This window comes from Legionella sp. km772, from assembly GCF_003989735.1.
In the GTDB taxonomy this organism is placed as follows: Bacteria; Pseudomonadota; Gammaproteobacteria; order Legionellales; family Legionellaceae; genus Legionella.
In genome coordinates this window covers 1-14,991 of record NZ_RZGQ01000075.1, presented here as the reverse complement: position 1 = coordinate 14,991, position 14,991 = coordinate 1, and the positions used below count along the sequence as shown (strand labels likewise).

The window sequence follows — 14,991 nt, the reverse complement described above, 5'->3', positions numbered from 1 at the left end:
TCAATTAACTAAAAATCAGATGAAAAGGCAATCTATTAAGCGGCTCAGAAAAAATGCTGGATGGGATGATTCTATTTTAACCACTATCTTATCTCAAAATTTTTCATGAGGTGACCCTGTCATAAAATAAGGTGCTTCTTGTAGATAGATCTTTTATAGTATTAATTTATCGAAGGTGTTAGGAACCTTATCGAGAGGCTTAATGAGGAAGACGATGGATCAAATTTTTGATGTAGCTATTATTGGCGGCGGTATCAATGGCTGCGGCTGTGCTGCTGATGCTGCGCTGCGGGGTTTGTCCGTTATCCTGTTTGAGCAAGATGATTTAGCCTCTAAAACCTCGTCAAGCAGCACAAAGCTAATTCATGGGGGATTAAGGTATTTAGAACATTATGAATTTAGCTTAGTTAAAAAAGCCCTTATAGAGCGCCAAACCTTATTAAGCCTGGCCCCCCATTTAGTACATCCGCAAGCCTTTGTCTTACCTTATCAAAAATATATGCGTCCTTCCTGGTTTTTAAGGATTGGACTTTTTTTGTACGATCATTTAAGTACTAAAAATCGCCTACCTCATTGTAAAACAATTTACCGGGAAGAAAGCGCATATTTTGATCCCTTGCTGTCAGAGTTTAACCATGGTTTTCTATTTTATGATGCTGCCACAGATGATGTGCGTTTAACCATTTCCAATGCCTTACAAGCAAAAAATCATGGGGCAAGCATCAAACCTCGTGCAAAAGTGATTAAAACAGCTGTCAGTAATAATACTTGGATTCTTACCATCCAACCTGCTGAAGGTAAATCGTATCAAGTTAAGGCTAAAACTTTAATTAATGCAGCAGGACCGTGGGTTGAAGCTACTGCGAAGCTTCTTAATATACCACTTCAACATCAAATGACCTTGGTTAAAGGCAGTCATATTATCGTTCCTAAGCTATATGAAGGCAAACACGCCTATTTTTTACAGCACCAAGACAAACGCGTGATTTTTGTTATTCCTTATCATGGTTACAGCATGATAGGAACCACAGATATTCCCTTTAATACAAATTTAGATCAAATGCACATCAGTAACGAAGAAACTGATTATTTAATCAACTTAACTAACTCTTATTTTAATAAAAAACTCAAAAAAACCGATTTAGTCTATTCTTGGAGCGGAGTTCGACCACTAATTGCCGCGCGAGAAAAGGATGCCAGTAGTTTAAGCCGTGATTACAGTTATGAAGTCACTAATAAACCAGCCCCAATGATTACTATTTTAGGTGGAAAAATAACGACTTATCGGCAATTAGCAGAAGATGTTATTGACCAATTAAAAATTTATTTTCCGCAATTAGAACCTTCTAGAACGCAAAATACGCCTCTACCTGGAGCAAAATGGGATGAGCGGAGTTTTGCGGATTATTTTGATTTTGCGCAAAAAAAATATCATTGGCTTCCTAGAGAGCTCCTTGATAGATACCTTAACAGTTACGGCACTAATACTGAACTATTTCTTGGCTCATGCACCAATTTGTCTTCTTTAGGTAAATGCTTTGGCACGGAATTATATCAAGTCGAGTTAGATTATCTAACTGGATATGAGTGGGCTAAGACTCTTGATGATGTCTTATTCCGTCGCACTAAATTAGGGTTAGCCATGAGTCCGGATGCGAAAAAAGAATTAGAGGAATATTTAAATCGAGCGCACTTTTTGCAAACTAAGGAAAAACCCGATTTTGTACAAGTTTAACCCAAAAGAAAGCTATTGAAATTTATCCTCCCATCTGTCGCGCAGTACTACCTTTGCTGCGGCAAGACAATTACCAGTCCCCTCATTGTAGCATAGAAGTATTATTTTAAGTTTATTAGGGATGCAATGAGGAAAATATATATCCCAGGCAGAGCTAGTACTCTTTACTGCGCTTGCTCTTCGAGATCAAGCAGGGCTCGAATATCACTAACATCAGCAGCTAAAGCTTGCTGGGCTAATTCCTTTAAAGTTAATTCCGTAATATTTCCGGCATCGGAATAGATGATAATGCCTTCTTTAAATACCATCAAATGAGGGATAGAACGAATTTCAAAAAACTCGGCAAGTTCCTGTTCTTCTTCAATATTAATCTTAGCAAATAAAATTGCAGGGAACTGTTCTGCAACTAACTCATAAGCTTTAGAAAATTGTTTACAGGGCGCACACCAAGCCGCCCAAAAATCTACGAAGACAATTTGGTTCTCATTAACAATAGATTCAAATTGAATGCTGGTTATATTCTGTGACGGCATCTTCTTTCTTTTTCTCTAAAGCGCTAACAATCTTTTCAAAAATTTGATCCACTGAGCCAATACCTTTTACGGTATGAAACTGAGGCGCATCATCATTATCTCGCTTAGCTTCTTTTTTATAATAATCAATTAAAGGAGCTGTTTGTTGATGATAAACTTCTAAGCGTTTTTTTACGGTTTCTTCTTTATCATCATCACGTTGAATTAAGGCCTCTCCAGTCACATCATCTAAGCCAGCTTGTTTGGGTGGATGATTGATTACATGATAAACTCGTCCCGAAGGCTGATGGATGCGACGGCCACTGATACGCTCGATAATTTCCTTATCATCCACAGCTATTTCAATGACATGATCAAGATGAATTTCCGCTTTTTTCAAAGCATCAGCCTGAACAAGGGTTCGAGGAAAACCATCAAACAAAAAACCTCGTTTGCAGTCATCTTGCTTTAAACGCTCTTTTACTAGCCCAATAATGATGTCATCAGAAACAAGCCCGCCTGACTCCATAATTTTTTTAGCACTTAAACCTAAAGGAGTACCTTGTGCAATCGCAGCACGTAACATATCTCCGGTGGAGATTTGAGGAATTTTGTAACGTTCAATTAAACGAGACGCCTGAGTCCCTTTCCCAGCACCCGGTCCGCCCAAAAGCATTAATCGCATTAAAAGCTCCTCTTAGATAATATAAGTTTTAATTATACTAGACTTTGTTCGAATATATAAATTATTTAGACTTTTTTTCAAGATAATTTTTATCCTAATAGGATAGCAGGCGGTTTAAGATAGTCCAGCTGATTTGCTCAGTTTTATAACTAGACTCTTTACAAAGTTAAGTCCTCCTGCCTTTACAGAAGGACTGCTTCATCTGTAGTTACACAAATAAAATTAAAACCAATGATGTTTTTTCAAAGAGCCCTGACAAGAATTTAATTGTGATGCATACAGTTGGGATTTTGCTTTCACTTTTCGTGCCACTTGAATCAACCAGGGTTTTTTCAAATAAGTTTTACGCTGATATCCCCCAACACCTTCGTGATAGGCTAAGTATAAAGAATACGCATCTGTTCGCGGAACTCTTGCCTTCTTATAAGCACCATTGGCATACCAACCAATAAAATCCACCCCATCACCAAAAGTATCCCTAGAGGAAAATAAACCACCATTATCGCGTTTATATTCTTTCCAAGTGCCATTTAATGCTTGGGCATAACCATAGGCAGTCGAAGGCCTTTTCCAAGGGATTATCCATAAAAGCTTTTTACGTGGCGGTTTAGCACTAGCTTCGAATTTAGATTCTTGATGAACAATAGCCATTTGCACAGGAACAGGAACTTTCCAGCGTCGCTCGACGTCTTTAGCATCCCGGTACCATTGAGGATACTCCTTAAAAATATGGCAAACGTTTTCAATATTTGAGGGAGGCTGCTTAACACAAGAGCTTAATAATAAGGCAAAGAACATTAAAACAAATAACTTAAGATTTATTACCTTAGTAAAAAAATCCTTTAACTTCATGAGTTCATCCTACGATCAAAAAACAAAGTGTAACAAATATTATTTGGCCAAGCTATGTTCTTCACTGACAGAGAAGCAGGTGCGTGTTAAGATAGTTTATCACTTATTATTCTTACAACTTATGAGTATCCTTGTATTTGATATTGAAACCATCCCCGATGTAGAAGCAGGAAAAAAACTCTATGATCTCCATGGCTTATCTGACTATGATACTGCCCAAGCGTTATTTGCATTAAGAAGAGCTAAAGTAGGTAATGATTTTCTACCCCATTATTTACAAAAAATTTGCGCTATTTCTGTAGTTCTAAGCCATGGCGCTCAAATTAAAGTCTGGTCTTTAGGCGATGAAGAATCCGATGAAAAAGAATTAATTAGCCGTTTTTTTGCTGGCATTGATAAACACACACCTACCCTAGTAAGCTGGAATGGCTCAGGTTTTGATTTACCCGTTTTGCATTATCGCTCATTAGTGCATGGTATCTCTGCGCCCACTTACTGGGAAGCGGGGGAAAACCAACAAAATTTTCGGTGGAATAATTACTTAAGCCGCTTCCATTACCGTCATCTTGACTTAATGGATATCGTCGCCGGTTATCAAAATAAGGCATTCGCCCCCTTAGATGATATCGCAAGCCTTCTAGGTTTCCCCGGAAAAATGGGGATGAGTGGCGCTAAAGTATGGGAACAGTATCAAGAAGGGCAAATTAGGAGCATTCGTGATTATTGTGAGACGGATGTATTAAACACCTATTGCGTCTACTTACGCTTTGAACTAATTCGGGGGATCATTACGCATGAGGAATATACACAACAAATTATTTGTTTGAAAAATTATTTACAAAGTGAACAGGATAAAGCTCATTTGCAAGAATTTTTGAATCATATGGCTTGCTAAAATTGTCCCCGGCCGCTCATCGTCCCAAGCAGTGGAGTATTCATATTAATAGCCGCAGCACTAAGAAATACTGAAATATTAAAAGGTTAATAAATGGTTAATGAGATAGACTTAGAACTCCGCAAAAATAAAGAAGCTGTTACCGATCCGCTTTTAGGTAAATATAAACATTATAAGAATGGGCAATTATATGAAGTAATTGGTAAAGCACACCATAGCGAGACCTGTGAGGAAATGATAGTGTACAGGACCTTATATCACAGTGAGCAGTTTGGCGATAATCAATTATGGGTTCGCCCGTTGAAGATGTTTTTTGAAAAGGTCATCCATCAGGGGCTAACAGTTTGCCGATTCGAGCGGCTAGAATAAACAATTTGCCCGCACATCTAATCTCTACCAATAACTATCCCTCTTTTTGAATAATCTACTAAACTTATTGGTATTAAAGGATGACAAGGGGTAGACATGAAGAGGATTGCATTAGAGGAAGCGATTATAGTCCCGGGACAGGATTTAATCCTCGAACACAAAAGTCATCCAGAATTTAGTTTAAATTTGGCCGCCTTAAAAGATATACATGAGCTTAGGCTTGAAAAAATGGATGAGGCAAGGATTGATTTATCTGTTCTTTCAGTAACTACGCCCGGATTGCAATCATTAGCGCTGGCTTCTAACTTAGAATATTGCGCCCAGAAATGGAATGACTATTTAATCGATTGTGTTGCGCAATCACCCGATAGATTTCGTGCCTTTGCCTGCGTTCCCACTTATGCTCCGCAGCTTGCCATTCATGAGCTTGAGCGTATTCAAGGCGCTGAAGGAATCGTCGGATGCCTTATCAATGGATATGATAGCAGTAACTATACCCTGGCAAAATATTTAGATGACAAGGCTTACGACGAATTTTGGGACTATATTCACGCCAATAATATCCCCGTTTATATCCACCCGCGAGGAATTCCTGCAGGAAGAGAAGCAACCTATTCTCCCTATCAGGCATTACATGGTTCCTCCTGGGGCTTTCATATTGAAACAGCCGAACATATTTTGCGGCTAATGCTCTCAGGCCTTTTTGATAGATATCCAAACCTTAAAATTATCATCGGGCATATGGGAGAAATGCTCCCCTTTTGGGCGTGGCGAATTGATCATCGCTTAAAAGAAGAAGGTTGGCGAGAAAAAATGGGATATAAAAAAACAATCACCGAATATCTTAATTCTAATATATTTTTGACCACGAGCGGTTTTTTTGATACTCCGGCCTTAATGCATGCAATTTCTACAGTGGGTACAGATAGAATCATGTTTTCGGTTGACTATCCTTATGAAGATAATTTGAAAGCTAGTCAATGGTTCGATTCGGTACCTTTGAAGGAAGAAGACAAAATGAAAATAAGTTACTTAAATGCAGCGAAATTGCTTAATATCTAAATTCGATTGGAAAGGCATTAAGATGCCCTATAGCATTTACTACATTTAACTAGCTTATTATCCTCTAAGCTTTTTCTTCAAGAGATATTAACTTATGTCTTGGTAGCTTAATTTATATCTAGCGACCAAGCGATGAAATACCTTAGGAATGGTTCAATTATGTGACCATAAAGGTTATATTACTCCAAACGACTTAGTAGGAAGAAAGTAATGAAAAAGAGTATAAAGATAAGTTTTTTACTTATCCTAATTACCAGCTTAAGCGGCTGTTGGAGCGTCCAAAAAGGCCAGAAATCAGGTATTATTGTTAAGGTAGCTAAGGAAGGAAAATTTTGGGGTACTTATGAGGGAGAAATGGTTTTAGGAGGATTGGAAAATGCAAGTGGCGTAAGTGGACGTGCATTTTACTTCACTCTAGGACAATTTAAATCGGATTTGGTCGATAAAGCGGACTATGCGATGGAAAATAATAAGCATGTTATTGTGACTTACCACTGTGATGCCTACACCTTACCCTGGAGCGGTGAAACTAAATGTTTTGTGAATAAGATTGAGTTTGTTCCTGAAAAGACACCAGTTAAAAAATAGCCTCGTGGCTAGGGAAACAGTGCTGTTGTAGAAAATTTCTTTCTCAGGGTTTTCTACAACACCATTAAAAAGTTATTCTCTTTAAAAAATCAGCACCAAATTCATTAAATCATCGAATATTTCAATAAAAGAGCACTAATTTTTCTAATTTAAACTATTTTCCTGACGACTTTCTCCTCTCGTAATGGTAATATTCAAAAACTAAATGGCATATAATTGTAAAATTAGTGCTGTTTAATCCCATCCGTATAACCAAATTGAAGTTGATTGATTCAAATTCGGATTTACTATGCAATTTACCTGACTTTAAATAAAAATTTTTCTATTACCATGAATAAGAAAAGGATGCTTATGATTATTAAAGGATATAAAAAAACTAGTGTCGGTTTAGGAATGTTACTCACAAAACTTGTTTTCGCCGGCAGCATGGGCGCCCTTCCCTCCGCCCCTTTATCTAATGGTCTTTTTATCAAGTTTTTTGCGGGTCCAGCCTGGACAGTAAACACTGATGACATTCAGCAATTTGGAGTGGGTGCCAGTACTTATACTTATTACACTAATACCGAGAAAAGAAAAACAGTATGGGGAGCGGCTTTAGGTAAAGAGTTCAATGTTTCCTCCCAAAAAATACAATTTGATTTGGCTTATTACCATTATGGTGCTTTTTCAAAAAGCGGACAGCTTGTTCAAGGAGCAGATGCAGCTTCGTCTGATGTCTTTCCCTATCAATACGAAGCCTCAATCCAGCAATTATTATTAGAAGCTAAAATCTTATCTACTTTCCGTACTGTTATGCACCCTTACGCCCAACTCGGACTTGGAATAGGCTTTAATAAAACCCAGAACTATGGGGTCACTGTTCCCGATTTTCTAACCTTTAGCCCTTTGTATGCGAATAGGTCTCAAACTAACTTGGCTTATAATCTTGGGGCCGGTATCGATTTCGATGTCACCGCGCATTTACGCGCCGGAATTGGCTATCTCTTTTCAGACTCAGGTAAAGTTGCTCTGGGTAATGGTTTGATTGATGATGTTCCCATCACCCCTACCTTAAAGCAGCAGCATTTTTATACTAATACCTTGTTGCTGCAAATTAATTATATTATTTAAGGAGACTAGAATGAATGCCTATAGAAAATTCATCTTGTTATCATGTATTGTTGGATTAAGTATTGTGAGTTGTTTAAGTTATGCTTTGCCATTTAACATTCAAACTAAAACCGGAACCTCTTTGCCTACAGAGATTACAGCGGGGGAATCTGTGGTCCGTATTTAACGGTAAAAAATAACACTAATAAAGCCCGTAAAAATAACTTTGTTAAATGGTTACCTCCTAATGTAACCCAGTTAATTAGTTCATCCTTATGTGGGAAAAAATTTGATTTACCCGCTCATGGCAGTTGCACTTTAGGTTTATCTGTCAATGGCGCTGTCAATGCCAAAGATCCTAACCCTCACCATCATCTTTTTGTCTGTTTTTCAGATAAGACTACCTGCGCAGGACCCCAACCTAATAGTGTATTGAATGTTAAAGTCCAGAAAGCTAACCTTAGTTTAGTGGGTGGACCTTACTATACAGCACAAGGCTATTTTCCTCTTGGGGCTCGAAGTAATAATAACGGCAGCAGTTGGTCCTATCCTATTACTGCCAATAAGCCTAAATCATTACCGCCTAATATCAGTATAACTCCCGTATTAAATCCTCTTCTAGGGCAAATTAATTACTTTATTGGTAGCAGTTGTAGTGGTAATTTATGTGCAATGGGGGGACGTTATTTAGTAGGCAATGTCACTTATCCTATGCTTGCAATCAGTAAAGACGGTGGCCTTACCTGGAGCTATCCGATAAATTCAACAACAGCACTTCCAGGAACGATGACCCCGTCTAATACCGATGTTGCCGGTTTTATTAATGGGGTCTACTGTCTCGGTTCTTTGTGTGCCGCGGCTGGTCAGTATCATACTGCTCAAGGTAATTTTCCATTATTAGCCTTGACTTTAGACGCAGGCCATACTTGGACTTATCCCATCAGCGCCCTTAAATTACCTAAGGGCGCGGTAGCTGCTGCTACAAGTGGTTTTGTAGGAAGCTTACAAAATGTATTTTGCACTGGCACACGTTGTTTAGTTACTGGACAGTATAATGTTAGCTCCAGTGGAAAGGGTAAAAGGTATCCTCTCTTAGGTTTGAGTACTAATAGCGGTGCTAGCTGGTCTTACCCCCTAAACGCACAATCAATTTATCCTGGTGGGATTAGTGTTCCCGCTAGTGGAATTGCAGGAAATTTTTCACGCATTTTATGCGTAAACGAGAAGTGTATTCTAAGTGGAACTTATCGCTCTACCGGGGATTTGGGAACGCAAAGCTATATAATTTTAGGCTACAGTGCTAACGGAGGCGCTTCGTGGATTTTCCCGATGAGCTCACAATCTGATTTTCCTAATAATGCTATTTCTACTGATTCAGTGACTGATATGGACTGTTATAATAATCGATGTATGGTAGGAGGATATTATTCTACTAATACCATGCAAGTCCCGCTTCTTATGTTAAGTGAAAACAATGGCAAAACGTGGAACTATGTCGTCCAAGATGGTCAAAATCTACCGCAGGGAATACTCAGTGGATACATAAATTCTGTAACCTGTTCTAGTGTTTTATGCTTTGCCGGAGGGGGGTATGTTTTTAGCGATAATGCAGGCTATCCTTTTGTCGTGCAAAATAAAAATGGCAGCCCTAATTGGATTTATGTAGTTGATAAAAATAACATGCCAGCCGATGCTCAACCTGACGTGAACCAAGTAATTAGCATCAACAGTACTAGTGGTACTACTTCTTATGGTATGGCAGCTGGGTATTACTTCAACGGCTCAGGCTATTTTCCCTTAATCGCAGTCACCCAAAACGGTGGGGGCAATTGGAGCTTTCCCGTCACCTCCAAGTCATCATCATTGCCTAGTGATGCTGTTGCTGAACCATCAGGATTTTTAAACTTTTTTTCAACGGCGACCACCTCAGCTGGTCAGTAATTTCTTAAAAGGCAACCCTTGGCTTTAACCTAAGAGGGTTGCAAAGCGCTTAAAAGTAAGCAACTTAACTTTAAGGACATTACAAATCATCATCATTACCCCAAAGAAAGATCTTTAAATCCACTCGCCCATTAATAATGGAAACTCCCTCTTCTTCCAGTTTATTTTTTTGCCTCATAAAATGGGATGAATAGCTAGGAAATGATAAACGTCCATCTGATTTGATAATGCGTTGCCAAGGAAGGTCGTATTTGTCTGTACTTGAATGAAGTAACCAGCCCACTTGACGTGAGGCTCGTGGATTACCCGCAAGCCTTGCAATAAGTCCATAAGTGGCCACTTTTCCGCGGGGAACCGATTGGATCAATGCAATTACGTTTTTTGTAAAATCCGTACGGATATCATTCATAATTTGTTTAAAAAAATCATTGGTTTTCTGCAATATATAATTTTTTAATTAATACTGTGCTAATTAATCAGTGTGCTCTGAACAATATAGGCACTGTATCAATACCATATTTTTCACGTATGCGATTAGTTAATGACTAAGTTTATTAATTGATTCGACAAATTCTTCGGCCGTTTTCCTTGATTCAGTTTTAACTTCCAACAGGCTCCACCTACTATTTTTAGATTTTAGTCCCATAGCCTCTGCCAAAGAAACAATCGCATTTGCTAAACTTTCCAAAATTTTTTTCCAGCCACGATGCACTTTTAATACATCCAAAGCCCCTTTAATTTCTTCTCCGACTTCCTCTTTAAAGGTTGAGGTTGACATTGTAGGATCATTTAAAAATTGTTTATGAATTCTATCTAAACGTCCACAAAGTACTTTTGCTCTGGTTGCCGCTCGATCATAATTAGAATTGGTTTTTGCTTCCCGTACAAGGCGCTCTTTCATCTGTTCGATGGTATTTAATCGACTTGTAAAATTAATAGCTTGTAATATTTTTATTTTTTCAGCTTTTAGGAGTAAGTTTTTCTCATGAAAAGCCCCTTTTTTCTCAATTTCAGCTATTTTTTGTTTTACTAAACTTTCCTTACCCAATAGGCGTAGAGTGTCGTCAGCAGCAATCATCTGAGGATCTTTTGCCAACTCAAGCACTTGATCAATAAGCTCCCTTTTTCTGGCTGTAATATTTTGGACAGTATTACTATCGTACTCCCTAAAATGGGCAGTAATAGTAGTGATTGGTTCTAGAAGCTTGCGCGCGTTTCGCTCGATACGCAAACGCCCCTCAACGCTTTGGAGGCTCATAATACGCTCCTTAGCAAGGCTTGGTGGTTCTACTCCTAATTGAACCTCGATAATCTGTTGGGCTAAGCTTGGATTAATAGCCGCAATAGTAGTTAATCTACGATTTAAATTACCAATACTGCCGAGGTTTGTACGAGCCATAAGCTCCTCAACACATCTTTTATCAATATGAGTGAAGTCGATATTTTGTACATAATCTTTTAAAGAATTGGCTCTACTTGATTGCAGCAAAATCTCAAAACTTAAATCAGTTAAACAATTCGCCAAGGTTAAAGTCATCAGTTGGCTAGGGGTGAAAAGTTTATTAATTTCATCTTGAGGGAAAACTCCTGAAGCTAAATAAAAGCGCAGTTGCATAGAACGAGTTAGGCTATTTTCAGCTTGCGCTCCCAGAAAATGATAGCCCACTAACGCCGAATATATGTTCGAACGCTCTGCTTCAATACCATAGCTACCAAGCCTCTTACTGTTGTTAGACGCCGCCGGCTCAATAACATATTGATGCATAAATAAAGGATCAACCTTCATGTTATGAAGTTTCAGTTGGGCTAAAAGAGAGGACGCTAATTCTTCATCATGCGGATTAATTAAAAGTCTTTTTTTATAAACATCTGGGTTTATTTTTTGTTCGATTATAATGGGTTCTATTTCTTCGATGTGTAAATCGCCGCCTTCTAGATGTCGTTGTGGAGAAGACAATCGCTTATGTTGGGCAATTAGATCGCTTAATTCATCCTGCTTTAACCCTTCTGATTTTTTCTTTTGTAGTAAATTTTTAAATAATTCCTTATTTCCTAAAGCATATTTTGCCTGCTCAGAGGAACATTGAGTTAACATCATTTTTAGCTCATGCTCATGAGCGTCAGTACTATACACACAAAAGCGTGCCTTTCTAGAAGCTAATTCTGCTGAGCTTAATACCAAGGTTTCTACTTTATCTGGGCTATTATCCCAAGGATTAATAAGTTTAAGCCGGTATTGATCATAGCCAATTTTTGCAAAACTTTTTAATCTTAAGGCATGGCGACCATGTATTTGGTCAAAGGCATCTTTATCTCCATAGGACATACTGATATAAACAGCTTGATTCGGATCTAACTCTTGTAACTTTAAAATCTTCTCAAAACTCGACCCCGGATAATTATGGGCATTAAAGCCTAATAAATCACCTACAAACTCGGTAGAGGTTTTATCATGGCGATTGTTAATGTCATGAGCTACTACACTGGCTAAGACCTCAAACTGATTCCAATCACCAACATAATAATAAGCACTTATCCGTTCCAAAATCTTTACCGCTAAAGAATTAGATCGTACGCCTCGATAGGCAGCATCAATTTCTTTTAATCGTTGATTACTTATAATAAAAATATCATCGCCAGTAATTGGATCTTTGCGGTATTCATATTTTCCAGCTAGTTTATCTTTTTGAAGACGAGCGGATTGAGCATTAGGCTTTATTCTTAATTCAACGCCAGTAGCTGTTTGCGTAAACATTGATTCAATTTGAGCCCGGCTAGCAGTATCCCCGTTTAAAAGACATTCTAAGGAAGAAAGCAAATAACAATCCCCCCCTTTACCTTGACGAATGCTTACTAAGTGATCCCGTGCGGGAAATAAAGGAGTCATTATCAAAACCAAAACGAACAAATCATATTATGAGCATTATATCATATATTTCGACATTATTTAACGCGACCTACTTTCATTTTTTGCTCAGAACTGGCTATACTTTATAAGTTTTATGCCTTACCCATCTATTTATTCTCAACAAAACTCAGGATTGCTAATGTCTGAACCATTAATATTGATATCACGTAAGCAGGCTCTACTATTTGCCTCATTCTTAGTTTTATATGAGTTCCTGACCTATATTGCGAATGATATGATCATGCCTGGGATGATCCAGGTGGTAAAATCCTTCAATGCGCCAGAATCGACAGTAGCCACCTCGCTTACCATTTACATTCTAGGTGGTGCAAGCCTTCAGCTTATCTTAGGCCCCATTTCGGATGCCTATGGCCGCAGACCCTTAATGCTGATAGGTGCAGGATTATTTTGTTTTTTTACGGTTCTAATCGCCTGCTCTTATTCCATGAATCAATTTTTAACCGCTCGTTTTTTCCAGGGTATGGGGCTTTGTTTTATTAGCGTTATTGGTTATGCAACAATTCAAGAAATTTTTGAAGAAATGGATGCTATTCGATTAATCGCTATTATGGCCAATGCAGCGATTTTAGCGCCGCTTTTAGGTCCTTTACTGGGCGCGATTATAATTCATTATGCCACTTGGCGCATTATATTCATAATGATTGCCATTGGGGCTGTGTTTGCTCTTTGGGGATTAATGAAATACATGCCAGAGCCAATAGGACAAACAACCAAAAAAGGGGCAGTTATTCCCCGAACTCCTTTTTCACCTGCGATTATATGGGGAAACTATAAAGCACTATTAACTAATAAAACGTTTTGTTGTGGTAGCCTAGCTTTGGGCTTGATAGGCATTCCTTGTGTCGCATGGATTGCCCTTGCACCCATCATTCTGATTTCTGAAGGTAAACTCACGGTAATTCAATACGGTTTATGGCAGTTGCCTGTTTTTGGGGCTACCATTATTGGCAATTGGGTGCTGCATCGTCTTACTTATAAATACGCTATTAAAACTATTATGTATTGGGGCTGCTTTATCTTGGCTTTTGGTACTTCATTAATGGCCCTTCTTCCTTATTTTTATGGAAACCACTATTACTATTTATTACCTGGAACGATTATTTATTTTTTTGCATTAAGCATTATGAATGCACCTTTAAACCGCTTTTGTCTTTATATAACTCATGTGAGTAAAGGCACCGTTTCAGCGATTGTTAGTTTAAGTGTGATGGTAATTGGCGCTATTGGGATTGAAATAGCGAATATAATTTATGAGCAGCATAAAAATCTATATTTTGGATTATATAGCAATGCAATCATCGCCCTATTCTTGTTTTTTATTGGTCTTGCCTTTTGGTTTGATAGAACAGCTGAGACATCAGCAAGTGTTTCGGGAATAAAATAATAAAGCCAGGCATAGCCTGGCTTTTCGCAGTCATCCGTTAAGAACATCCCGTTCTTAGGTCATCCTGACACTTATCAGTTCCATCTGATTACAAATCCATTTGTAGAGCTTACATCCATATAAGCCATGGATAAAATGTAGCAATTCAAAGTGTTAAGTGCAAGAACAGAAAATCAGTTTTTTGCTCTTACTTTTAATTTTAGAAGAGTATTGGTAAAAAAAATATGATTTTAATTCAATTAGTTAGGAAAAGTTGACGTAAAAGCAATAAGCAAAAATAGTCATTATCCACCTAGTCATTGAGAAATTTCTTACAAAAAATCGAGCAAAAAAGATGAGTGAATTATTTTTAAATTGTCAAAGAAAGACTGTTTGTGAGCTTTTTTTAATATTATTTGGTTAAATCAATTAATTTTCTTGATTATGCGACATGTTATGGTACTTTATTCATGATCCATTAGTGTTAGAGTAGGACTATGAACCAAACCATCAGTGTAAAAAAAGATAAGCTCGAAATTATTGACTGGCTTGTTGAGCATTTCCCCCATGCTTTTTTTAAAAAAAGTAATCAAGTAAAGCCTCTTAAAATAGGTATTTTTGATGATATTATTGATTTTTATGAACGCTTAGATACCCCTCCGTTTAGCAAGAAATCGCTCAGAGAAGCATTAAGCTATTACAGTGCATCACCTGCTTATTTAACCTGCCAAAAAGCAGATGCAGCGCGAGTTGATATTTATGGCAATGAGGTTGATGTGGTCAGCGCAGAACAAGCGAAATATGCCTACCAACGATATCAAGAACGCTATGCAAAAAAGAAAACGGACAGTAAATAACTCATGTTACGCACGGTCAATTTTAAGCTGCCATATTTTTAAGCTCCTGCCAAGCAATCTGGTTCGCTCTAAGAATCAATTTGTACTTAATAGCAAAGTGATTTAAATGAGTTT

At 37.9% G+C, this 14,991-nt stretch carries 16 protein-coding genes; 11 read left to right on the top strand and 5 right to left on the bottom strand.

The genetic code is table 11. The annotated features are described in order from the left end of the window. Positions 1 to 214: 214 nt before the first annotated feature. Positions 215 to 1,735 carry a glycerol-3-phosphate dehydrogenase gene (gene glpD / locus ELY15_RS09015; protein WP_127099339.1) on the top strand — a complete coding sequence of 507 codons (1,521 nt, stop codon included), beginning with the start codon at positions 215 to 217 and terminating at the stop codon, positions 1,733 to 1,735. Positions 1,736 to 1,899: 164 nt separating this feature from the next. Here the strand turns inward: glpD and ELY15_RS09010 are convergent, their stop codons facing one another. The 3 genes from ELY15_RS09010 to ELY15_RS09000 all read right to left on the bottom strand — a co-directional run bounded on the left by ELY15_RS09010 (position 1,900) and on the right by ELY15_RS09000 (position 3,730). Beyond that, a complete protein-coding gene (locus tag ELY15_RS09010) occupies positions 1,900 to 2,268 on the bottom strand; it encodes a co-chaperone YbbN (RefSeq protein WP_127099338.1) in 369 nt (122 codons plus the stop codon). Next, positions 2,234 to 2,932 carry an adenylate kinase gene (gene adk, locus ELY15_RS09005; RefSeq protein ID WP_127099337.1) on the bottom strand — a complete coding sequence of 233 codons (699 nt, stop codon included), beginning with the start codon at positions 2,930 to 2,932 and terminating at the stop codon, positions 2,234 to 2,236. Before adk ends, ELY15_RS09010 begins: the two co-directional genes overlap by 35 nt. A 222-nt stretch (positions 2,933 to 3,154) precedes the next feature. After that, positions 3,155 to 3,730, bottom strand: a complete 576-nt coding sequence (locus ELY15_RS09000; protein ID WP_370449410.1) for a hypothetical protein — start codon at positions 3,728 to 3,730, stop codon at positions 3,155 to 3,157. 175 nt (positions 3,731 to 3,905) lie between these two features. On the opposite strand from ELY15_RS09000, the gene ELY15_RS08995 reads away from it, so the two are divergent. From ELY15_RS08995 to ELY15_RS08970, 7 genes are all read left to right on the top strand, one after another. Next, positions 3,906 to 4,679: a 3'-5' exonuclease gene (locus ELY15_RS08995; RefSeq protein WP_127099335.1), complete on the top strand. Its 774-nt coding sequence runs from the start codon at positions 3,906 to 3,908 to the stop codon at positions 4,677 to 4,679. Positions 4,680 to 4,772: 93 nt separating this feature from the next. Beyond that, positions 4,773 to 5,048 carry a DUF1653 domain-containing protein gene (locus ELY15_RS08990; protein ID WP_127099334.1) on the top strand — a complete coding sequence of 92 codons (276 nt, stop codon included), beginning with the start codon at positions 4,773 to 4,775 and terminating at the stop codon, positions 5,046 to 5,048. 96 nt (positions 5,049 to 5,144) lie between these two features. After that, entirely contained in the window at positions 5,145 to 6,110 is a 966-nt protein-coding gene (locus tag ELY15_RS08985; protein WP_127099333.1) for an amidohydrolase family protein, read from the top strand. A gap of 210 nt (positions 6,111 to 6,320) precedes the next feature. Beyond that, entirely contained in the window at positions 6,321 to 6,698 is a 378-nt protein-coding gene (locus tag ELY15_RS08980; RefSeq protein ID WP_127099332.1) for a hypothetical protein, read from the top strand. 351 nt (positions 6,699 to 7,049) lie between these two features. Beyond that, positions 7,050 to 7,808 (top strand): outer membrane protein, encoded by a 759-nt coding sequence (locus ELY15_RS08975; protein WP_158617441.1) that lies wholly within the window; start codon positions 7,050 to 7,052, stop codon positions 7,806 to 7,808. A 10-nt stretch (positions 7,809 to 7,818) separates the two neighbouring features. Beyond that, complete coding sequence (locus tag ELY15_RS16115; protein ID WP_158617440.1) at positions 7,819 to 7,974, top strand: hypothetical protein; 156 nt, start codon at positions 7,819 to 7,821, stop codon at positions 7,972 to 7,974. 245 nt (positions 7,975 to 8,219) lie between these two features. After that, on the top strand, positions 8,220 to 9,728 hold the full coding sequence (locus ELY15_RS08970; RefSeq protein ID WP_127099330.1) for a sialidase family protein: 1,509 nt from the start codon (positions 8,220 to 8,222) through the stop codon (positions 9,726 to 9,728). A gap of 79 nt (positions 9,729 to 9,807) precedes the next feature. On the opposite strand, the gene ELY15_RS08965 is transcribed toward ELY15_RS08970, so the two are convergent. Further along, positions 9,808 to 10,170: an MGMT family protein gene (locus ELY15_RS08965; protein ID WP_233586586.1), complete on the bottom strand. Its 363-nt coding sequence runs from the start codon at positions 10,168 to 10,170 to the stop codon at positions 9,808 to 9,810. Between the two features lie 96 nt (positions 10,171 to 10,266). Continuing rightward, positions 10,267 to 12,615, bottom strand: coding sequence for a hypothetical protein (locus ELY15_RS08960; protein WP_127099329.1), 2,349 nt, complete (start codon positions 12,613 to 12,615; stop codon positions 10,267 to 10,269). A gap of 160 nt (positions 12,616 to 12,775) precedes the next feature. On the opposite strand from ELY15_RS08960, the gene ELY15_RS08955 reads away from it, so the two are divergent. The 3 genes from ELY15_RS08955 (at position 12,776) to ELY15_RS16535 (ending at position 14,983) form a co-directional block, all read left to right on the top strand. Then, a complete protein-coding gene (locus ELY15_RS08955; RefSeq protein WP_127099328.1) occupies positions 12,776 to 14,041 on the top strand; it encodes an MFS transporter in 1,266 nt (421 codons plus the stop codon). A 476-nt stretch (positions 14,042 to 14,517) separates the two neighbouring features. Continuing rightward, complete coding sequence (locus ELY15_RS08950; RefSeq protein ID WP_127099327.1) at positions 14,518 to 14,877, top strand: ProQ/FINO family protein; 360 nt, start codon at positions 14,518 to 14,520, stop codon at positions 14,875 to 14,877. Beyond that, complete coding sequence (locus ELY15_RS16535; protein ID WP_255411081.1) at positions 14,849 to 14,983, top strand: hypothetical protein; 135 nt, start codon at positions 14,849 to 14,851, stop codon at positions 14,981 to 14,983. The genes ELY15_RS08950 and ELY15_RS16535 overlap by 29 nt, the downstream gene beginning before the upstream one ends. Positions 14,984 to 14,991 lie beyond the last annotated feature (8 nt).

Coding starts and splice junctions, on each gene's coding strand:
- glpD (WP_127099339.1), top strand. CDS start 215: ATGGATCAAATTTTTGATGTAGCTATTATTGGCGGCGGTATCAATGGC.
- ELY15_RS09010 (WP_127099338.1), bottom strand. CDS start 2,268: ATGCCGTCACAGAATATAACCAGCATTCAATTTGAATCTATTGTTAAT.
- adk (WP_127099337.1), bottom strand. CDS start 2,932: ATGCGATTAATGCTTTTGGGCGGACCGGGTGCTGGGAAAGGGACTCAG.
- ELY15_RS09000 (WP_370449410.1), bottom strand. CDS start 3,730: ATGTTCTTTGCCTTATTATTAAGCTCTTGTGTTAAGCAGCCTCCCTCA.
- ELY15_RS08995 (WP_127099335.1), top strand. CDS start 3,906: ATGAGTATCCTTGTATTTGATATTGAAACCATCCCCGATGTAGAAGCA.
- ELY15_RS08990 (WP_127099334.1), top strand. CDS start 4,773: ATGGTTAATGAGATAGACTTAGAACTCCGCAAAAATAAAGAAGCTGTT.
- ELY15_RS08985 (WP_127099333.1), top strand. CDS start 5,145: ATGAAGAGGATTGCATTAGAGGAAGCGATTATAGTCCCGGGACAGGAT.
- ELY15_RS08980 (WP_127099332.1), top strand. CDS start 6,321: ATGAAAAAGAGTATAAAGATAAGTTTTTTACTTATCCTAATTACCAGC.
- ELY15_RS08975 (WP_158617441.1), top strand. CDS start 7,050: ATGATTATTAAAGGATATAAAAAAACTAGTGTCGGTTTAGGAATGTTA.
- ELY15_RS16115 (WP_158617440.1), top strand. CDS start 7,819: ATGAATGCCTATAGAAAATTCATCTTGTTATCATGTATTGTTGGATTA.
- ELY15_RS08960 (WP_127099329.1), bottom strand. CDS start 12,615: ATGACTCCTTTATTTCCCGCACGGGATCACTTAGTAAGCATTCGTCAA.
- ELY15_RS08955 (WP_127099328.1), top strand. CDS start 12,776: ATGTCTGAACCATTAATATTGATATCACGTAAGCAGGCTCTACTATTT.
- ELY15_RS08950 (WP_127099327.1), top strand. CDS start 14,518: ATGAACCAAACCATCAGTGTAAAAAAAGATAAGCTCGAAATTATTGAC.
- ELY15_RS16535 (WP_255411081.1), top strand. CDS start 14,849: ATGCAAAAAAGAAAACGGACAGTAAATAACTCATGTTACGCACGGTCA.